Genomic DNA, 20,815 nt, shown 5'->3' on the forward strand with positions numbered 1-20,815 from the left:
AGGGAGCCATCGGCTCCCTTGATAGTTGAATCCATGACGTGACAATCGATCAGGCTTCTTTGAAAGCCTTCATCTGTTGCAGGTGATGAGAGATATTTTTGAACTTGTGAGTCTCTCGCTCATCCCACACGATGTTGTAATAATTCTTCAATTCACGCTCAATGTCGCCATTATCGCGGATTTCATCCTGAACGGAAAGGATGCAGAGGCAATTTCCTGAATTTTTACTACGAAATTCAGACACACATTTGGTGCCTATATCCTCGTACTCTTCCGGTCTGTCTATCTTGCCCTGCATGGTGATCTCGGGGTGCAGATTAGGGTTGAAGATCACCTGTTTGATGCCGCACAAGAAGCCGATCCGCTCGCTCCAGTAACCTCCCAGCCCCACCCCGCAGATGAGAGGCTTGGGGTCTGTGCTCATGTCGAGCTGCTTTTTCACTTCCTTGAGCAGGTGGCTCATGTCATGACGGGGATGAACCGTGCTGTAGTGCACAAAACGCACATCATCATCGATAAACTGCAACTGCAGCACTTTTTCATGATTGCCGAGGCTGGTGGCATCAAAGCCATGCAGATAGATGATCATGGACAAGACCTCAAAAACTGTGTCGGTTCTATCGAAACTACCCCAGCGGCGGGGCCTTGCGCCACCAAAACATCCCACTTTCTTGCTTTGGATCACGCCTCCAGTTGCGGATGAAACCAGATTAAGTCAATCAGATACCTCACCTGCTCCGTTCGACAATGAAAGTGGGCACCCGCTGTGGCGAAGGGATCACCTGGCCAGCGAGGCAAGTGGCTGTGCCATGGGGCAGCAAACGATTGCCTACCAAGGTTGTTCAGTACCACAAGGCCGCCCTCTTTATCAGCCATGATCAGCCCCACGCTCTGCACAGCATCATCTGTGGGAAACCATGAAAAAACCGCCGGGCAGACACACTGCCCGGCGGTTTTTTACGCGGCAAAGACCCCTAGCAGCAGGTCTGCTCGAAGCGATCCACCGCCGCCGCCACCAGCTCCATGCTGCCCTGCCAGAAGGCAGCTTCGCGGATATCCTGACCCAGGTGTTTTGCCACCAGATCTTCGGCGCTCATACGGCCGGTATCCCGCAACAAGGCGCGATAAGCCTGCGCCACATTCGTTTCCCCCGCCGCCTTGCGGCTCATCAACTGCTGATAGACCCCGAGGCTGAACAGATAGCCAAACAGGTACGGATAGTTGTAAAAGCCGAGTCCGGCGATGGAAAAATGCGCCTTGGCCGCCCAGAACAGAGGGTGATAGCGCACCAGACTCCCCTCATACCAGCGACCCCAGGCTTCATCCGTCATCGTCTTTAGCCGCTGTGCCGACACATAGCCCTGTCCACGGGCAGCCACCAGTGCCTGCTCGAAGTCGAATCGGGCCGGAATGTTGACCAGGAAGGTGGCAGCACCGTCGGCTTCGGCCCAGGCGATGGCCTGCTGCTGCTCCGGCGTCTGCGCCTGTTCGAACAGGGCGCTGCGCACCAGAGTCTCGGCGAAGATGGAGGCGGTCTCCGCCAGTGTCATGGGGTAGCTGCGTTGACTCATGGGCAGATCGCGAATGAGCCAGTTGTGCCAGGCGTGACCCAACTCGTGAGCGAGCGTGATGACGTTGTCCATGGTGCCGGCATAGGTGATAAAGACTCTCGGCTCCACCGGCTCGGCAAACTTGGTGCAGTAGGCACCGGTACGCCGGTTCGGGGTGGGCGCCGCATCAACCCAGCCCTTCTCGGCCATCATGCGGGCAAACTCCCCCATCTCGGGATCGAAGCGGGCAAAGGCCGCGGCTATGATCTCGATCGCCTCTTCAAACGGGATCTCGCGACTGCTGGCCGCCGGGGGTGGTGCAAACAAGTCCTCCGGCCCCGGATCTGTGATGCCAAGCTGCCGGGCCATCAGCCCCAGCGCCCGCTGGCCCAGACCCCGGGCTTGATACGTCTCGGCCATGAGCGTATCCAGGGTGGTGCGCTCTATGTGGCTCTGATGGCAGGAGAGATCCAGCGCATCGAGCACACGCTGCTTGCCACGCTGGCGCGCCAGCTCCAGCCGCCAGCCGTTGAGGGCATTGAGGATGGCGGCCACCGTCTCCTGCTCCCCTTCCCAGCCGGCGCTGATGGCATCAAAGGCCTCGCGGCGCAGGGCCCGTACAGGGCTGGAGAGCAGATTGCTCGCCTCGGCCAGCCCCATCTCGCGGCCGTCGATAACGAGGCGGATCTTGCCCACCAGATCGTTGTAGAGGTTGCCCCAGCCATGCAGCCCATCGGTGCCAAGCCCGATCACCAACTGCTCCGCCTCCACCGGCAGGCGCTGATCCTGCAGCCGGCGCTCATGGCGCAGTCGGTACGCCTCTTCCCCCAGCAAGGGATCCTGCATCAGCCGCTCAAACTCGGGCTCGGGCAGTCCCAGCATCAGGTCTTCGACCGGCGCCAGTATCTTGAACAGGTCGGCATTGAGGGCCCTCGCGCGGGAGGCCAGCTGCTTGGCGAGCGGATCGCAGGCATCCTGACTGCCCTTTGATGCCGCCAGCACGGCGACGTTCCAGCCGATATTGCGGATCCGCTGGGCCCGCAGGCGCACTTCCCGCAAAAAATCGGGCAAGGCGTCGGTATTGCCCAATACCTGCTCAAGACCGTCGATAAAACCGGCAAGCTCGACGAGGTTGGCTCGGGCCAGGCTCATGTCAGCGTCCAGTTCGGGGCAATCAAGGGCGGGATAGATATGCTGGTTGTGCCACTGCTGTGGGTAGACTCTTTGTTGCATCAAACGCTCGTCATCAATATCAAGGGGCAGAGGCTGCCCTGGGTGAAATGCGCATGGCCGGGCCGCTGCGGGCCCGCCACGAAAGAAACAGGGGCCGCCGGGGCGCCCCCGAACGGCCGGTCTGATCAGCCAATGCGATAGACGGGCCAGCCCGTCACACCAGTCGCTCGAGGCGGTCGACCGCCTCCTCCACATAGCGCAGGCTCTCCTGCCAGAAGGCGGGTTCGCGAATGTCGACCCCCAGGTGTTTCTCCACCAGATCCTCGGCGCTCATACGGCCCGTGTCGATGAGCAGCGCGCGATAGGCGTGGGCAAACTCGCCCCCGGCCCGCTCCTTCTGGGCATAGAGCCCCAGGCTGAACAGGTAGCCGAACAGGTAGGGGTAGTTGTAAAACCCGAGCTCGGTGATGGAGAAGTGGCCCTTGCTGGCCCAGAACAGCTCGTCGTACTGGCTGAGGGTGTCACCATAGCACTGCTGCTGCGCGGATTTCATCATCTGCCGCAGCTGGCTTGCCCCCATATAGCCTTGCTCCCGCGCCGCTACCAGGGTCCGCTCGAAGGTGAAGCGGGCCGGAACGTCGAGCAGCAGGCTGGCGGCGCGCTCCCCGTCCAGCCAGGCGATGGCCCTGCGCTGCTCCATGTTGTCGGTGGCGGCCAACAGGGCATCACGCACCAGGGCCTCGGCAAACAGGGAGGCGGTCTCGGCCAGCGTCTTGGGGTAGTCGCGCTGCTCCAGCGGCAAGTCCCGCAACAGCCAGCTGTGCCAGGCATGGCCGAGCTCGTGGGCCAGGGTGATGAGGTTGTCCATGGTGCCCTCGAAAGTGAGAAACACCCGAGGCTCGGGAGGATGGGCATATTCGGTACTGTAGGCACCGCTGCGCCGGTTTGCGCTGGGGGCTGCATCAATCCAGCCCTTCTCGGCCATCATGCGGGCAAAGGCCCCCATTTCAGGGTCAAACCCGGCGAAGGCATCTGCCACCAGGGTCAGTGCCTGCTCGAAGCTGAGCAGGGCCGAGGGCGCGGCGGGCGCAGGGGCATAGAGATCCCAGGGGGTAAAATCGGTGATCTGCTGGGCGCTGGCCATGGCGCGCAGGGCTCGCCGTCCCAGCGCTTTGTGGGCGTCAGCCTCGGCCATAAGGGTATCCAGAGTGGCGCGCTCGATATGGCTCTGATGGCAGGAGACATCCAGCGCATCGAGCCGACGCGTCTTGCCACGCTGGGCGGCGAGTTCGTTGCGCCAGCCGTTGATGGCGTTGAGGATGGCGGCTACCGTCTCCTGCTCTGCCTGCCAGGCGGCCTGGATGCCGTGCCAGGCGCTGGCACGGCGCGCCCGATCCGGGTGAGCCAGCAAGTTGTCCGCCTGGGCCAGTCCCATGGGCTCTCCGTCCACCACGGGCCTGAGTCGGCCCACCAGACTGTCGTAGAGATCCCCCCAGCCTTGCAGTCCATCCACCGAGAGCCCCTCGATCAGCTGCTCGCTCTCGAGCGACAGCCGTTGATCCTGCAGGCGGCGATCATGACGGATGAGGTAAGCAAGCTCGAACAGCTCGGCATCCTGCAGCAAGGCTCGAACCTGCCCCTCGGGGGCACTTGCCCAGAACAGGGTCACCGGCTTGCTGAGCTGGGCCAGGGTCGCCTGCAACTGCTGGCCACGGGATAGCAGCACCTTGGCAGCTTCGTCGCAACCATTGCGACTGAGCCGGTTGTAGGCATAGGTCTGGCTGTTCCACACCAACCGGTTCACATCGGTCCAGCAGGATCTGATGGCCCGCAGCAGGTGGCGCAAGCCATTGACGTCAGTGGTTTGAGGAAGCTCGTCCAGCAGTTGACTCAAGGTCGTCAGCGTAAGGCGGGCCTGATGAAAATCGGCGTCGACCGCCGGGCAGTCGGGGGCGGCATAGATGTGATCATCCAGCCATTCGGGTGGGTTCATAGTAGTCCTTGTTTGTTTGCATCCATGTCATGTGACCCTGCCTCTATGGGCGGGTGCCAGTTCGGATAGTACGAAGGGGGCCGGCACTTGCCTAGCCCCCATCCGAGTCAACAAACAGGACAAACAATCATCTGTGCGACGGCCTCTGTCGGCCGGACACCGAGAGTGGACAAACCGCCGTTATCTGGCGGGTTTGAGTTTGCTCACCAGTGTCATCGCCAGCACCAGCAGCAGGCCTGCAACCACACCGGCCACGGCGTTGAGCAGGGTTGGCGTGATGGCGGCCAGCACTGTACCCACTGTTGGCAAGGTGGCAAGTGCCCCGGCCGCCCCTTCTATCAGGTGATGGGCGAAGGGCCAACCGTGCACCAGTATGCCGCCCCCTACCATGAACATGGCGATGGTCCCCACCAGCGCCAGCAGATGCATCAAACGGGGCGCCGTCACCAGCAGCCCCTGCCCGACTGCGCGGCGCAAGGCGCTGCCGTCGGACTTTTGCAGCAGGTGCAGACCTATGTCGTCGAGTTTGACGATAAGTCCCACCAGACCATAGACCCCCACCGTCATCAAAAGCGCTATGCCTGCCACCACGGAGATCTGCAAACCCAGGCTGCTGCCTTGCACAGTGCCGAGCGCGATCACGATGATCTCGGCGGAGAGGATAAAGTCGGTGCGAATGGCCCCCTTCACCTTCTGCTGTTCAAAGGCCACCAGATCGTCGGGAACAACCTGGCTGCTCGGCTCACCTTCTGCTGCATCGTGTGGCAACAACTTGTGGGCCAGCTTCTCCGCCCCCTCAAAGCAGAGATAAGCGCCCCCCAGCATCAGCAAGGGGGTGATGAGCCAGGGCACCAGGGCACTGATGGCGATGGCGGCAGGCACCAGGATCAGCTTGTTGCGAAACGATCCCTTGGCCACCGCCCACACCACAGGCAGCTCCCGCTCTGCCCGCACGCCGGAAACCTGCTCGGCATTGAGGGCAAGATCGTCCCCCAGCACGCCGGCCGTCTTCTTGGCAGCAACCTTGGTCATCAGCGCCACGTCATCGAGCACGCTGGCAATATCATCGAGCAGGGCCAACAAACTGGTTCCGGCCATATCAGGCATTCCTCATATCAGTGGAAAACTCCCCCCGGGCACGCAGGCCATCTCGCCGGGCAGGCGCCACAGGCGAATGCCGACCAGAGGGGGTTCCTCATTTCGGGTAAAAGATGGCACAGTGTAACGAGAAGCCGCCATTTCGGCAGCTACCACATCAGGGTCAATTGGCCTTGTTTTCCTCCCAGACCCTCTGATCCAAGGAGTTCACATGCAACCCTGGCAGCCTCTGCTCGATTTCTGGTTTGGCGATGATGCCGACGATGCCACCCGTGCCGCGCGGCAAGCCCCCCTCTGGTGGGGAAAAAGCCACGAAACCGATTCCCTGCTGGCGAGCCGCTTTGGCGAACTGGCCGAGGCAGCGGCCGCTGGCAGCCTGGCCCACTGGGCCGAGGTCCCCGTCGGTCGGTTGGCACTGATCCTGCTGCTGGACCAGCTGCCGCGCAATGTACACCGCGGCACACCCGGCGCCTTTGCCCGGGATCCCCATGCTCGCGACCTCTGCCTGAAAGGATTGTCTATTGGAGCAGACAGGGCGCTCTCCCCGCTGGCACGGGTCTTTTTCTACCTGCCGCTGGAGCACGCCGAGTCTCGCGAGCAGCAAGCCAGGAGCGTGACCCTGTTCGAAGCGCTGGCGGCCGAACAGTCAGCAACCCCGGCCCAAGCGACCTTCGAAGGGTTTGCCGACTTTGCCCGCCGCCATCAGGTGATCATCGAACGCTTCGGCCGCTTCCCCCATCGCAATGCCATACTGGGTCGCACAGACACGCCACAAGAAGCCGATTTTTTGCAGCAACCCGGCTCGGGTTTTTAGTCCATGAAAACCACGTCATAGAGAAATGGCTCACCAAGCCGGGATGCCATGCGCCAAGATCCATTGCTCCCTGCGGCCGATGCACAAAATCCGAAACCAGCCCGGTTGGTTCCGGATTTTTTATCTGCATCGAACCAACGCTCGTCTCCTCCACAGATAGCAGGGATGCCCACACTGAACATGCCTGCGCCACGCCTCCGCCAATAAAAAAACCGGCCAAGTGGCCGGTTTTTGATGCGCTGCAGCGTGGGTGACGGGATTTAACCCAGTCGTACACGGGCGTTGCGGAACATCCGCATCCAGGCGCCATCCTCGCCCCAGTTGTCCGGGTGCCAGGAGTTGGCCACGGTGCGGAACACCCGCTCCGGGTGCGGCATCATGATGGTGGCCCGGCCATCCGTGGTGGTCACGGCGGTAATGCCATCCGGCGAACCGTTCGGGTTGGCCGGGTATTGCTCGGTCACCTGACCACGGTTGTCGACAAAACGCAGACCCACCAGACCACTGGCTTGCAACGCGCTCAAGTGAGCGGCGTCGCGCACCTCCACCCGTCCTTCCCCGTGGGAGACGGCAATAGGCATTACTGAGCCCGCCATGCCAGCGAAGAAGGCGGACGGAGAGTCCTGCACCTCCACCAGGCTGAAGCGCGCCTCGAAGCGCTCGGAGCGGTTGCGCACAAAGCGCGGCCACAGATCGGCCCCCGGGATCAGGGTGCGCAGGTTGGACATCATCTGGCAGCCGTTGCACACGCCCAGCGACAAGGTATCGCCACGCTCGAAGAAGCGCTGGAACTGCTCACGGGCGTTGTCGTTGAACAGGATGGACTTGGCCCAGCCCTCGCCCGCCCCCAGTACGTCGCCGTAGGAGAAGCCGCCACAGGCCACCAGGGTCTGGAACTCTTCCAGCTTGATCCGGCCGGAGAGAATGTCGCTCATATGGACGTCGACAGCGGCAAAACCGGCACGATCGAACGCAGCCGCCATCTCCACATGGGAGTTGACCCCCTGCTCGCGCAGCACCGCCAGACGGGGGGAAACCCCCTTGGCGATATAGGGCGCGGCCACATCCTCGGACGGGTTGTAGGTCAGCTTGGCCTGCAGACCCGGGTCGGTGGCATCCTGACGAGCCGCGTGTTCCTGATCCGCGCACTCGGGGTTGTCCCGCAGACGCTGCATCTGCCAGCTGGTCTCGCCCCAGAGGGTGCGCAGGGCGGTGCGGCTGGCACGATACACTTCTGTACCCGCGCGCTGCAGTGTGATGAGGTCCCCCTCGCGCACTGTGCCCAGCACATGGGAGCAGGCAGCCAGGCCGTGACCGGCCAGCAGTGTCATCACGGCTTCCTTGTCGTCGCGACGTACCTGAATGACGGCGCCCAGCTCCTCATTGAACAGCGCAGGCAACAGCTCGCCACCGATGCGATCGAGCTGAATGTCGAGGCCGCAGTGACCGGCGAAAGCCATCTCGGTCAGGGTAACGAACAGGCCGCCGTCGGAGCGGTCGTGGTAGGCGATCAGCTTGCGATCGGCCACCAGCGCCTGAATGGCGTTGAAGAAGCCTTTCAGTTGTACCGGATTGTCGAGATCCGGCGCCTTGTCACCCAGCTGACGGTAGACCTGCGCCAGGGCCGAGGCGCCGAGGCGCTGCTTGCCGTTGCCAAGGTCAATCAGGATAAGGTCGGTCTCACCCAGATCGGTACGCAGTTGCGGCGTCACCGTGTTGCGTACATCTTCCACCCGGGCAAAGGCGGTGATGAGCAGGGAGAGCGGCGAGGTGACGCTTTGCTCCTTGCCATCCTGCTGCCAGCGGGTCTTCATGGACATGGAGTCCTTGCCCACCGGTATGGTGATGCCAAGGGCCGGGCAGAGCTCTTCACCCACCGCTTTCACCGCCTCATAGAGACCGGCATCTTCCCCCGGGTGACCGGCTGCGGCCATCCAGTTGGCGGAGAGCTTGACCCGCTTCAGTGACCCGATATGGGTCGGCGCCAGGTTGGTAAGCGCTTCCGCTACCGCCATGCGGGCGGATGCGGCGTGGGAGAGCAGCGCCACCGGGGTGCGCTCGCCCATGGACATGGCTTCGCCGTGGTAGCTGTCATAGGTCGCCGCAGTAACGGCGCAATCGGCTACCGGGATCTGCCAGGGGCCGACCATCTGGTCACGGTTGACCAGACCGGTCACACTGCGATCGCCGATGGTGATGAGGAAGGATTTCTCCGCCACTGTGGGCAGACGCAGTACCCGTTCGGCTGCATCGTTCAGCGTGATGCCGTCCAGTTGCAGCGGCTTGCCCTGAGCTGGCAGGGTAGTGACATCGCGGTGCATCTTGGGCGCCTTGCCCAGCAGCACGTCCAGCGGCAAATCGATGGGCTGGTTGTCAAAGTGGCTGTCAGAGAGGGTGAGATGTTTCTCTTCGGTGGCGGTACCGATCACGGCATAAGGCGCGCGCTCACGCTCGCACAGTGCCTTGAACAGTGGCAGCTTGTCCTGGGCGACCGCCAGCACGTAGCGCTCCTGGGATTCGTTGCACCAGATCTCCAGCGGGCTCATGCCCGGCTCGTCGCTCTGGATGGCGCGCAAATCGAAACGCCCACCGCGCTCACCGTCATTGACCAGCTCCGGCATGGCGTTGGAGAGGCCACCCGCCCCCACGTCGTGGATGAAGACGATGGGGTTGGCATCGCCCAGCTGCCAGCAGCGGTCGATCACTTCCTGACAACGACGCTCCATCTCGGGGTTGTCGCGCTGCACCGAGGCAAAGTCGAGATCTTCGGCTGACTGACCGGATGCCATGGAGGAGGCTGCGCCGCCACCCAGACCGATATTCATGGCCGGACCACCCAGCACTATCAGGGCCGCCCCGACCGGGATCTCCCCTTTCTGAACATGATCGGTGCGGATGTTGCCGATGCCGCCCGCCAGCATGATGGGCTTGTGATAACCACGCACCTCGATGCCGTTGTGGCTCGGCACCTCCTCTTCGAAGGTACGGAAGTAACCGAGAATGGCCGGGCGACCGAATTCATTGTTGAAGGCGGCGCCGCCGAGCGGCCCCTCTTGCATGATGTCAAAGGCACTGACGATGCGGCTCGGCTTGCCGAAATCCTGCTCCCAGGGCTGTTCGAAGCCGGGAATACGCAGGTTGGAGACGGTAAAGCCCACCAGACCCGCCTTGGGCTTGGCACCACGACCGGTTGCACCCTCGTCGCGGATCTCGCCGCCTGAGCCGGTAGCCGCCCCCGGGAAGGGGGAGATGGCGGTCGGGTGGTTGTGGGTTTCCACCTTCATCAGTATGTCGACCTGCTCCTGATGATACTGGTACTCACCACTGGCAGGGCTCGGGAAGAAGCGGCCACCCAGGCTCCCTTCCATCACGGCGGCGTTGTCTTTATAGGCAGACAGGACATGATCCGGCGTCTGCTCGAAGGTGTTCTTGATCATCTTGAACAGCGACTTGGGCTGCTGCTCGCCGTCTATGGTCCAGTCGGCGTTAAAAATCTTGTGACGACAGTGCTCCGAGTTCGCCTGGGCGAACATATAGAGCTCGATGTCGTTGGGGTTGCGACCCAGCTTGGTGAAGTTCTCCACCAGGTAGTCAATTTCGTCATCGGCCAAGGCCAGACCCAGCGCCACGTTGGCCTCGGCCAGCGCCTGGCGACCACCACCCAGTACATCCACCTGGGTGAAGGGACGCGGCGCCTGGTGGGCAAACAGGGCGCTCGCCTCTTCCATGTCGCCGAACACCACTTCCATCATGCGATCGTGCAGCAGGGCTGCGACCTCATTGCGCTGGGCTGCGCTCAATTCACCCTTGGTCTGCACGTAATAGGCAATGCCGCGCTCCAGCCGCTTGACCTGGGTCAGGCCGCAGTTATGGGCGATGTCGCTTGCTTTGGAAGACCAGGGGGAGATAGTGCCGGGACGGGGGGTAACGAGAAACAGCTGACCGCTGGGGGTGTGTTCAGGAATGGTCGGGCCATAGCGCAGGAGCTGGCCCAAGGTCGCTCGCTCAGGCGGCGACAGGGGGGCCGACAACTCGGCAAAATGCACGTATTCCGCGTAAACGCTCTCTATCTCTACTCCGCTCTCTACTCCACTCGCCGTTGCCATCTGTGCAAAGCGTTGCAACAGTTTTTGGATACGAAACTCAGACAGTGCAGGCGCACCTCGCAAGATTTCCATATGACCTTTCTCACCAAGTTTTAAAGTGTGGGGGGATTTGAGACGCGCGTATTATAGGGATCTGGCTCACGCCGGACAAACGTTTTTCTTGATTTACCGAGTGTGACTCGGTGCACACTCTCTGGTATAAAGGTCCCTCTTTTCTGACAAATGCCGATTTTTTCAACAAGGGTACTCACCTACTTGCGCTGCATTTTTCGACTGTTTATCGGGCTGATGTTGCTGCTGACCCTGGTCGGCTGCGACTTCTACACCCCCTCCAGCCAGCTGGAACAGATCCGCCAACGGGGCGAGATCCGGGTTGGCACCATCTATGGCTCCACCTCTTATTACCAGCGTGACGACCTCGCCCAGGGGTTCGATTACGAGCTGGCGAAGAGCTATGCCGACTGGTTGGGGGTCAAGCTCACCATAGTCCCCGTCTACTCCATCGCCGAACTGGTCGAGCTGCTTGAGAAAGGCAAGCTGGATCTCGCCGCCGCCGCTATCGTCGTTACCCCGGAGCGGCGTGCCCTGTTTCGCTTCGGCCCCGGTTTTTATCAGGTCTCCCCCAAGCTGGTGTATCGCTATGGCTCGCCCAAGCCAAAGGACATTGGTGATCTGAAAGGTTCTATAGTGGTACCGGCAGGCTCCACCGGTGAGGATCTGCTCAGGGAGCTGGCCAAGGAGTACCCCGGGCTGAAATGGAGTACCAACCGGGACGCTGACGTGGAAGAGCTGCTCAAGCAGGTGGCCGACGGCAAGATTGACTATACGGTGGTGCAGGATACGGTGCTGGCCCGCACCCAGCGCTACTACCCCGAGCTCACCGAGGGGCTGACGCTCTCCAAGAACCAGACGGTGGCCTGGGCCATGACCAAGCTGCCCGACGACAGCCTCTACGCCAGCATCATCGACTTCTTCGGCCAGCGCTTCATGGATGGCGCCATCGCCAAGCTGGACGAGAAATACTTCGGCCATGTACAGAACTTCGACTTCGTCGACACCCGCACCTTTTTGCAGCGGGCCAAGAGCCTGCTGCCCAAGTATCAGGATCTGTTCAAGACTCATGCCCGCATGGTGGACTGGCGCCTGCTGGCGGCCATCAGCTATCAGGAGTCCCACTGGGACCCGCAGGCCCGCTCCTACACAGGGGTGCGCGGCATGATGATGCTGACCGAGCCCACCGCCAAGGCGATGGGAGTCAAAGACAGAACTCATCCGGCGGAGAGCATCGAGGGTGGCGCCCGCTATCTGCAGCATATGATGGAGAAGGTGCCCGCCTCAGTGCCCGCCGATGAGAAGGTGTGGTTTGCCCTCACCGCCTACAACATCGGCTATGGCCACATGATGGATGCCCGTCGTCTGACCAAGGAGCTGGGCAAGAATCCCGATGCCTGGAGCGATGTGAAAGAGGTGCTGCCTCTGCTGCAGCAGGCACGCTGGCACCGCAAGGTCCGCTACGGCTATGCCCGTGGCGGTGAGGCGCGCAACTACGTCAACAACGTGCGCCAGTACTACCAGAGCCTGCTCTGGCTCGACAACGAACAGCAAAAAGCACACAGACGTGAAGAGCTGGATGAGGACGACAGCAGCGAGCCACAGAGCACAGAGCGCCCCACCGTCATCGCCGAAGTGGTCAAGCAGATCACACTGCGTTGAGCCCTTGTTGACTGATTTGTTTTCCGAGTGAGTTCTCTGTTACCATCCAGACAGACCGGAGCCTGTCCGAAATTGTTTTTATCGCTTTATTTCATCAAGTTAACTACTGGTAGACAGCATTTTCGGATAGGCTCCATTCGTAATGCCAAATGGCCACCCAATGGGAGGAGACCAAGATGCGAGCTCGCAGAAGAACCACTCTGGTCAGAAAAGCCAAGAGCGCCTGGAGCCCCAGACGCAAACTCAAGCTCAATGACATCAAACGCAAGATTTGGCGCAGAAACCGCTCCTACACCTTGCTGATAGCAGAACACACAGCATAAACCCGGCATTTGCCGGGTTTTTTTATTCTCTTATGGTTGCGCGGCCGGGGTCGCCTCAAAGATCACCGACCGCTTCGATACCAGGCAGTTGCAGTGATTGCAGAAGTAATCCACAGCGCCGCACGCCTTGAGCCGCTCCAGCTCCTGCTGGCAGGCAGGACACAAAGCCCGGACTCGATAACGGACCTGACACTGGCTACAACTCACCTCGCGACTACGGCTGTCCAGCGCTGTGTTGCAGGCCGGGCAAATCAGGGAATTCATACTCGACTCCTCTCAAAGTGGATCTGCTGTGGGCCAACCCACAGCAGATCCCCCTCGCCTCTTCCCAAGAAAAAACGGCTGCCGGTGAGGGCAGCCGCTGGGCCTTATTTCTTGGTTTTGGCCTTGAGCAGGCGCCTGCGTTGACGCTCCTGACTCAGGGTCATGGTGTTCTTCCGACCCTCGAACGGGTTGGCAGACTCCTGGAACTCGACCCGGATCGGGGAGCCCATGATCTTGAGCGACTTGCGGAAGTAGTTGATGAGATACCGCTTGTACGAATCCGGCAGGTCATTCAACTGGTTGCCGTGGATCACGATACGGGGCGGGTTGTAACCACCGGCGTGGGCATATTTGAGCTTGACGCGGCGACCGTTGACCATGGGCGGCTGGTGATCTTCCTGCGCCATCTGCATGATGCGGGTCAGCATGGCGGTGCTAGTACGGCGGGTGGCGGACTGGTACGCCTCCTGAATGGATTCGAACAGGTGGCCGACACCGCTGCCGTGCAGGGCTGAGATGAAGTGGACACGGGCGAAATCGATGAAGCCCAAGCGTCTGTCCAGCTCGTTCTTGACGTCCTCTTTCACCTTCTGATCCAGGCCGTCCCACTTGTTCACCACCAGTACCACCGAGCGGCCTGAGTGGAGCACGAAGCCGAGGATGCTCAAGTCCTGATCCGTGATGGTCTCCTGGGCATCGATCACCAGCAGGCAGACGTTGGCATCTTCAATGGCTTTGAGGGTCTTGATGACGGAGAACTTCTCCACCGTCTCGTGCACCTTGCCACGACGACGCACACCGGCGGTGTCGATGATGACGTACTTCTGCTCGTCACGCTCCATCGGAACATAGACGGAGTCGCGGGTGGTGCCCGGCATGTCATAGACGATGACGCGGTCTTCACCCAGCATGCGGTTGGTCAGGGTCGATTTGCCGACGTTGGGGCGACCGACGATGGCGAACTTGATGGGCAAGTCGGCGAACGGGGTCTCCTTGGTATCTTCCCTGGTATCGAGATCACCGGCGGCTACCATGCGCAGCAGGGCTTCTTCGTCGAAGTCCTCCTCTTCTTCATCCTGCGCATCTTCTTCGGCAGCGGCGTCGACCAGGGTTTCCAGGTGGGGAGCCAGGGCCAGTTCCAGCAGGCTCAGCACACCACGACCGTGAGCGGCCGCGATCTGGTAGACATCGCCCAGCGCCAGGCTGTAGAACTCGGACACTGCGGAGTCACCGTCGATGCCGTCGGTCTTGTTGGCCACCAGAAACACCTTCTTGTGGGTCTTGCGCAGATGCGCTGCGATAGCCTGATCGGCTGCCGTCAATCCTGCGCGCGCATCCACCATAAACAGCACCACATCGGCTTCTTCGATGGCCAGCAGGGATTGCTCGGCCATCTTCAGCTCGATCCCCTCTTCGGTGCCATCGATACCACCGGTATCAACCACGATAAATTCCAGCTCGCCCAACTTCGCCTGACCGTATTTACGGTCCCGGGTCAAACCGGGGAAGTCGGCCACCAGGGCATCCCGGGTACGGGTCAAGCGGTTAAACAGGGTGGATTTCCCCACGTTGGGGCGGCCCACCAGGGCTACTACAGGAGTCATAAAAGCCTCATTCTCAAGACGACAAAGGCTCCGGGTCCGAAGACCAGGAGCCGGATATTCACATTGACGGACGATCAGGGACGCGGGATAGCGTACAACTTGCCGCCACGGCTCTGCACATACAGGGTGTCACCGTCCACCAGGGGGGCGGCGTAGAGACCACTGCTGTCGAGCTGCTGCATGGCCTTGATGGTACCGTCGGTACGATCCAGCCAATACAGGTAACCTTCCACATCGCCGACCACCACATAGTCACCCAGGATGACAGGGGCCGTAACGGTGCGATTTTCCAGCTGGGTGTTGGACCACAACTCAAGCCCGTTGCGACGGTCGACCGCAAACAGATGGCTGCGGCTGTCGGTCAGCACTATGGCATTGCCGGTCACCGCCATGTCGCGGTAGCCGGAATACTTGCGCTTCCACACCTCGTCACCGGTCATCAGCTTGCGTGCCATCAGCTGGCCATTATAGGCGATGGCATAGAGCTCATCGCCCGCGATCAGCGGCGTCGCATCCACGTCCACCATGCGATCCAGCTCGGTCGCACCGCGCGGATCCGCCACCTTGGACTGACGCACCGGCTGACCGTTGCTCAGCAGGGCTATGCCCACCTTGCCATCAGCGCGGCCATAGAGCACGGCGCCGTTGGTAATGACGGGAGCACCGGCGCTGCGCAGGGTCAGCGGCGGCTGCTCTTCAGCCAGGGTCCACTGCAACTTGCCTTCATCGGTATCGAGGGCCACCAGACGACCGGATGTCGTCAGCACCACCACACGACCGTCTTCGACGGCGGGGCTGGCCACCACTTCACCCGGCACAGTGGTCTGCCACAGCACTTCCCCGTTCTCTTCGTTCAGGGCGTAAACCACCCCGTTCTCGGATCCGAGGAACAGCTTGCCATAACGGGCAACCAGGCCGCCGGAGAGACGGGCACTGCGCTTCTCGGCATTGACCGGCAAATCGGCCAGGTCCACGCTCCACAACTCTTTTCCGCTCGCACGATCAAAGGCCGTTACGTCGCCATCGCGGGCTGCGGCATAGATGCGCTCCTCTTCCACCACTGGCTTGAGCTGGGAGTAGAAGTCGCCGATGCCATCGCCGACAGACGAGGACCAGGCGGTATCAGCGGTGAAGGCAGATTCAACCACGGGCAAAGGCGCCATGGGGTTGAGATCTTCTTCCGAGCTGAACAGGGAACACCCCTGCAGGGCGAAGGAGACTGCCGCCCCCAAGGCCACCATTTTGAACAAATTACGCATCCGGAGCACCACCCGTGGTCACGGCTGGCAGCGCCAGATCGTCCATCTTCAGCTTGAGCTCGGCGCTGCCCTGCAGACCACCGGCATCAGCCGCTGCCTGATAAGCATCGCGGGCCTCTTCGGCCTTGCCCTGCTTGTAGAGTATGTCGCCACGCACTTCCGCCACCTGGGCTTTGAAGGCATCGTTGTTGATCTTGCCAAGCTGGGTCAGGGCCTCGTCAGCCTTGCCCTGATCGTTCAGCACACGGGCCAGACGCAAAGCAGCGATGGGACGAATGCTCTCATCGCCATTGCTCGCGACCTGAGTCAGCTGTTCGGCAGCCAGATCCAGCTTGTTCGCCTTGACGGCAGCCGCAGCGAGTTGCAGGGCAGCCAACTCGGCATAAGCCTCACCCTTGTGATCAGTGATGAAGGCTTGCACCTGTTCGAAGGTGGCAGCATCACCCTTGGCCAGCTGGGCCGAGATCTCGTTGTAAGCCTGGGAGGCAGCTTCCTGATTGGTGAGCTGATAGTCGTTGTAATAGCGCCAGCCAAAGAGTCCGACCAGACCGATAACAGTTCCTGCGAGCACCGAGGTTCCGTTCTCTTTCCACCAGCTCTTGATGACCTCAACCTGTTGTTCTTCGGTGGTATAAACTTCCACTGCTTAGTCTCCTTTGGCTGCCAGCAGGGCAATGGCGGCGTCGACCGTGACGGTCTGTTGCTCAGCCTGGCCACGCAGGTATTTGATGGTAATCTCCCCGTTTTGCACCTCGGTCTCGCCAAGGATCAGGGCAATGGCCGCGCCGCTCTTGTCGGCACGCTTGAGTTGTTTCTTGAAATTGCCGCCACCGCAGTGGCTCATCAGGCGCAAATCCGGCAGGGCATCGCGCAGACGCTCTGCCAGCTGGAAGCCTGCCTGCTCGGTGCCCTCACCCACCATGGCCAGATACACATCCACCGCAGGACGGATATCGGCATTGAGTTCCAGCGTTTCGAGCATCAGCACCAGACGTTCCATGCCCATGGCAAAGCCCACGGCCGGCGTCGCCTGACCACCGAGCTGCTCCACCAGACCGTCGTAACGGCCACCGGCACAGACAGTCCCCTGGGCACCCAGGCTGGTGGTGACCCACTCGAACACGGTCAGGTTGTAGTAGTCAAGACCCCGAACCAGGCGCTCGTTCACTTCATATTTGATGCCGGCAGACTCGAGCAGGCGTTTGAGCCCCTCGAAATGGGCCAGACTCTCTTCCCCCAGATGGTCGAACAGGCGCGGAGCCTTCACCAAAATGGCCTGTACCTTCTCATCCTTGGAGTCGAGCACCCGCAGCGGGTTGCTGTACATGCGGCGCTGGCTCTCTTCGTCCAGTTGATCCTTGTACTGCTCCAGATAGGCTACCAGCGCATCGCGGTAAGCGGCGCGCTCACTGCTCTGACCGAGCGTGTTGAGCTGCAGGGTGACGTGATCGCTGATGCCGAACAGACGCCACAGACGGTGGGTCAGCATGATGAGCTCGGCGTCAATATCTGGCCCGTTGATGCCAAACAGCTCGACACCGAACTGATGGAACTGGCGGTAACGGCCCTTCTGGGGACGCTCGTGACGAAACATGGGGCCCATGTACCACATCCGGCGTTCCTGGTTATAGAGCAGGCCGTGCTCGATGCCGGCACGCACGCAGCTGGCTGTCCCTTCCGGACGCAGGCTCAGGCTGTCGCCGTTGCGGTCCTCGAAGGTATACATCTCTTTTTCGACCACATCGGTCACTTCACCGATGGCACGCTTGAACAGATGAGTCTGCTCGACGATCGGCATGCGTACTTCGCTGTAGCCATAGCTGGCAACCACCTGGCGCAGTATCTGTTCTACTTTCTGCCATACCGGGCTCTGCTCCGGCAGGCAATCGTTCATACCGCGAATAGCTTGGATCTGTTTTGCCACGTTGATACTCGAGAAAAGACGTGAAATTTGGCCGCATTATAGGGATTTTCGACCCCGAGGTAAAATCAGGGTGTTCCAAAGCGGGATTTAAAATCAGCAACCTAAAGACGGGGCCACCCTAGGTGGCCCCACATTGGCTCAACCTTTATCCACCTGGATCTGGTTGGCTGGATCCAGCATGGCCGCCCGGGCACGAATACGGCGCTCCAGGATCGGGATGAGATCCTTGTTGTCGAGCCGGTCGACCCGCTGGCCCCCCTCGTAGAAGGCGCTCTTGTTGGCCGCTCCCGCCAGCCCGAGATCAGAGACCAGCGCCTCACCCGGACCATTCACCACACAGCCGATAATGGAAACATCCATCGGTGTGATGATGTCTTCCAGCCGCTCTTCCAGGGCATTGACGGTGGCGATCACATCGAACTCCTGACGGGAGCAGGAGGGACAGGCGATGAAGTTGATGCCGCGGGAACGGATGCGCAGGGATTTGAGGATATCAAAGCCCACCTTGATCTCTTCCACCGGGTCGGCCGCCAGGGAGATGCGGATGGTATCGCCGATGCCATCCGCCAGCAGCATGCCGAGCCCAACTGCGGATTTCACCGCGCCAGCGCGAAAACCTCCCGCTTCCGTGATGCCAAGGTGCAGCGGCTGCTCGATCTGCTTGGCCAGCAGGCGATAGGCACCGATGGCCAGGAAGACGTCAGACGCCTTGACGCTTACCTTGAAGTTGTCGAAGTTGAGGCGATCCAGGTAGTCCACATGGCGCATGGCTGACTCGAGCAAGGCCTCCGGGGTCGGCTCGCCGTACTTCTCCTGAATGTCTTTCTCCAGAGAGCCGCCATTGACGCCGATGCGGATCGGGATGTTGTAGTGGCGCGCGCAATCGACCACGGCACGCACCCGCTCTTCGTTGCCGATGTTGCCCGGGTTGATGCGCAGGCAGTCGGCGCCGTACTCGGCCACTTTCAGGGCGATGCGGTAGTCGAAGTGAATATCGGCGACGATGGGAATACGGGTCTGCTGCTTGATGAGCCTGAAGGCTTCGGCCGCTTCCATGGTGGGCACCGAGACCCGGACTATGTCGGCGCCGACCCGCTCAATCCGCCGGATCTGCTCGACGGTGGCGGCCACATCCGTGGTCTTGGTGTTGGTCATGGTCTGCACAGTGATGGGGGCATCGCCCCCAACCGGCACGTTACCGACCATGATCTGCTTGGATTTACGACGAATAATGGGAGATTCGTGAGCGGACATGGCGGACAGATTACTCCTGCGGCAGTGAGAGGCGAGCAGTCCGGCCGTTGTTGTAACGGCTCATGTCGATGGACTTGCCCTGATACTCGATATTGACCGCCATGGGCGCACCAATGATGAGCTTGAGCGGCTCGGATCCTTCCAATACCAGTTGATCATTTGCTTTTTTCAGACCGCTGAACAGCGTCTTGCCATTGGCATCCTTGACGTCAAGCCAGCAGTCTGCGGTGAAGTTCATCTTGAGTTGGGAGGCAGTGGCTGCATCACTCACTGTCTCGCCTTCCCCAGCCGATGTTGCCACCTCAGCGGACACATCCGTTGCAGCTGCACTGCTTGGGGTCGCTGGCGCAGCGGTTGCAGCAGCACTGCTCACGGTCTGCTCAACGGCAGTTGCCGCCGCATCAGAGACCGCCGGATCCGCCATCTCCATCGCAGGGGCCAGGGTGGCGCCCGGCATATTGCCAGTCACACCCATGTCAGTCGTACTGCTCATTTCTGTTGCCGCCAGAGCCTCGTCACCAGCGGAGCGACGCGCCGTACTCTGCCACCACCAGGCGACGGAGAGCGCGATCAGCACCAGGATCACCAGCCAGGTCACCACCTTGAGCCGACTGTCGTTGGCTTGCTGGCGGGAACGGCGGGAGAAGCTCTGCATGTCGATGTTGTCAGGTGGCGTCAGCCCCAGCTTGTCGTAGGCAGCCAGAATGGTTTCATCCGGGATGCCGACCAGCTTGGCGTAGGTGCGCAGATAACCCCGAATGAAAGTATGGGAAGTCTGTTTGTCATACGTATCTGATTCGATCGCAGCAATCAGGGTCAGACGAAGGTGAATGCGGGACGCAACCTGTTCTCGTGTCCAGCCAAGCTGTTCACGGGCGTTGCGCAGCAGCTGGCCTGGGCCTGCTGCCTGAGAGTCGTCTTGAATATCGTGTGGCTGTTCAGTAGTCATTGGCTAAGTAACGCTTGGCTTGTTGCGAAGTGGGATATTGCCTTACCAGCTCAGTCCCGAATTGGTGAAGGAGTGCCGGTTTGTCCATGGCCTGAGCCAGCCGCAATCTCAACCAGAGACTGCTTTCATTCTCGTCTGACACATCGGCAAAACGAACGAGATAGGCCTGCACATCAGGCAGCTTGCCATCTTTCATGGAAAGCTCAGCCATGTCCAGCAATAACCTTGGATTGCGGGGATTATACCCCAAGGCCAAGCGATAGTACTCGCTTGCTTTATCATTTCTGCGATTTTGAGCGGCGCAAAGTGCCGCATTTTCATAGGTATCGGCAATCCGGATATAGTCGGGTTGACTCACGGCCTGCAGGAATGCCTTCTCCGCCTCGTCGAAGCGGCCTCGGTTGCACAGGAAGGCACCATAGTTGTTCATTGCGTCAGCATTGGACGGATCCATGGCGAGGGCTTTCTTGTAGCTCTCTTCGGCCGCCTTGTAGTCCTCTACCTGCTGGTAGAAGTAGGCGAAGCCGATCTGGACCTTGGGGTTGTCGGGGTCGTATTGAAGGGCGCGATCAAGGTTGAACTTGGCCTGTTCGGCATTGCCCTGCCGCAGATATTGAATACCTAAATCCAGACGGGTCTGAGCAGCCGCCTTGAGGTCGGGACCCACTTCACGCTGGGTAGAGTTCTGGCCAGCGTAAGTGGTCTCGGTAACACAGCCGGGCAGCGCGCTGAGCGCTGCCACTACGATCAATGTACGTGTATCCATTCCCTGACTATACAATGGCTTAGCA

The 20,815-nt window shown here is 60.7% G+C and carries 16 protein-coding genes; 3 read left to right on the top strand and 13 right to left on the bottom strand.

Going from position 1 to position 20,815, the window contains the following annotated elements:
• Positions 1-49 precede the first annotated feature (49 nt).
• From ycfP to ONZ54_RS13875, 4 genes are all read right to left on the bottom strand, one after another.
• The gene (ycfP, locus tag ONZ54_RS13860; protein WP_005310449.1) at positions 50-589 is read right to left on the bottom strand and encodes an alpha/beta hydrolase YcfP; all 540 of its coding nucleotides are present in this window, start codon (positions 587-589) and stop codon (positions 50-52) included.
• 385 nt (positions 590-974) lie between these two features.
• Positions 975-2,783, bottom strand: coding sequence for a M3 family oligoendopeptidase (locus ONZ54_RS13865; RefSeq protein WP_271786452.1), 1,809 nt, complete (start codon positions 2,781-2,783; stop codon positions 975-977).
• A gap of 154 nt (positions 2,784-2,937) precedes the next feature.
• Positions 2,938-4,716 (bottom strand): M3 family oligoendopeptidase, encoded by a 1,779-nt coding sequence (locus ONZ54_RS13870; protein WP_271786453.1) that lies wholly within the window; start codon positions 4,714-4,716, stop codon positions 2,938-2,940.
• A gap of 180 nt (positions 4,717-4,896) precedes the next feature.
• Complete coding sequence (locus ONZ54_RS13875) at positions 4,897-5,814, bottom strand: DUF808 domain-containing protein (protein ID WP_005310445.1); 918 nt, start codon at positions 5,812-5,814, stop codon at positions 4,897-4,899.
• 211 nt (positions 5,815-6,025) lie between these two features.
• Between ONZ54_RS13875 and ONZ54_RS13880 the strand changes: the two genes are divergently transcribed.
• Positions 6,026-6,628 carry a DUF924 family protein gene (locus ONZ54_RS13880; RefSeq protein ID WP_271786454.1) on the top strand — a complete coding sequence of 201 codons (603 nt, stop codon included), beginning with the start codon at positions 6,026-6,028 and terminating at the stop codon, positions 6,626-6,628.
• A gap of 260 nt (positions 6,629-6,888) precedes the next feature.
• Here the strand turns inward: ONZ54_RS13880 and purL are convergent, their stop codons facing one another.
• Positions 6,889-10,806, bottom strand: coding sequence for a phosphoribosylformylglycinamidine synthase (gene purL, locus ONZ54_RS13885; protein ID WP_271786455.1), 3,918 nt, complete (start codon positions 10,804-10,806; stop codon positions 6,889-6,891).
• A 150-nt stretch (positions 10,807-10,956) separates the two neighbouring features.
• Between purL and mltF the strand changes: the two genes are divergently transcribed.
• Positions 10,957-12,447 (top strand): membrane-bound lytic murein transglycosylase MltF, encoded by a 1,491-nt coding sequence (mltF, locus tag ONZ54_RS13890; RefSeq protein ID WP_034524249.1) that lies wholly within the window; start codon positions 10,957-10,959, stop codon positions 12,445-12,447.
• A 176-nt stretch (positions 12,448-12,623) separates the two neighbouring features.
• Complete coding sequence (locus tag ONZ54_RS13895; RefSeq protein ID WP_011898860.1) at positions 12,624-12,770, top strand: hypothetical protein; 147 nt, start codon at positions 12,624-12,626, stop codon at positions 12,768-12,770.
• 30 nt (positions 12,771-12,800) lie between these two features.
• Here the strand turns inward: ONZ54_RS13895 and ONZ54_RS13900 are convergent, their stop codons facing one another.
• From ONZ54_RS13900 to tapF, 8 genes are all read right to left on the bottom strand, one after another.
• Complete coding sequence (locus tag ONZ54_RS13900; RefSeq protein WP_265431326.1) at positions 12,801-13,034, bottom strand: zinc ribbon domain-containing protein; 234 nt, start codon at positions 13,032-13,034, stop codon at positions 12,801-12,803.
• Positions 13,035-13,138: 104 nt separating this feature from the next.
• Positions 13,139-14,638 carry a ribosome biogenesis GTPase Der gene (der, locus tag ONZ54_RS13905; protein WP_271786456.1) on the bottom strand — a complete coding sequence of 500 codons (1,500 nt, stop codon included), beginning with the start codon at positions 14,636-14,638 and terminating at the stop codon, positions 13,139-13,141.
• Positions 14,639-14,712: 74 nt separating this feature from the next.
• The gene (gene bamB, locus ONZ54_RS13910; protein WP_005310434.1) at positions 14,713-15,897 is read right to left on the bottom strand and encodes an outer membrane protein assembly factor BamB; all 1,185 of its coding nucleotides are present in this window, start codon (positions 15,895-15,897) and stop codon (positions 14,713-14,715) included.
• A complete protein-coding gene (locus ONZ54_RS13915) occupies positions 15,890-16,540 on the bottom strand; it encodes a YfgM family protein (RefSeq protein WP_005310432.1) in 651 nt (216 codons plus the stop codon). Before ONZ54_RS13915 ends, bamB begins: the two co-directional genes overlap by 8 nt.
• Positions 16,541-16,543: 3 nt before the next feature.
• Positions 16,544-17,821, bottom strand: coding sequence for a histidine--tRNA ligase (gene hisS, locus ONZ54_RS13920; RefSeq protein ID WP_099993729.1), 1,278 nt, complete (start codon positions 17,819-17,821; stop codon positions 16,544-16,546).
• Positions 17,822-17,959: 138 nt separating this feature from the next.
• Positions 17,960-19,075 (bottom strand): flavodoxin-dependent (E)-4-hydroxy-3-methylbut-2-enyl-diphosphate synthase, encoded by a 1,116-nt coding sequence (ispG, locus tag ONZ54_RS13925; RefSeq protein WP_058394700.1) that lies wholly within the window; start codon positions 19,073-19,075, stop codon positions 17,960-17,962.
• 10 nt (positions 19,076-19,085) lie between these two features.
• The gene (locus tag ONZ54_RS13930; RefSeq protein ID WP_271786457.1) at positions 19,086-20,024 is read right to left on the bottom strand and encodes a RodZ domain-containing protein; all 939 of its coding nucleotides are present in this window, start codon (positions 20,022-20,024) and stop codon (positions 19,086-19,088) included.
• Positions 20,014-20,805: a PilW family type IVa pilus biogenesis/stability lipoprotein TapF gene (gene tapF, locus ONZ54_RS13935; protein ID WP_087755913.1), complete on the bottom strand. Its 792-nt coding sequence runs from the start codon at positions 20,803-20,805 to the stop codon at positions 20,014-20,016. The genes ONZ54_RS13930 and tapF overlap by 11 nt, the downstream gene beginning before the upstream one ends.
• Positions 20,806-20,815: the final 10 nt, after the last annotated feature.

The sequence above is a fragment of the Aeromonas salmonicida genome (genome assembly GCF_028355655.1).
Taxonomy (GTDB): domain Bacteria; phylum Pseudomonadota; class Gammaproteobacteria; order Enterobacterales; family Aeromonadaceae; genus Aeromonas; species Aeromonas salmonicida.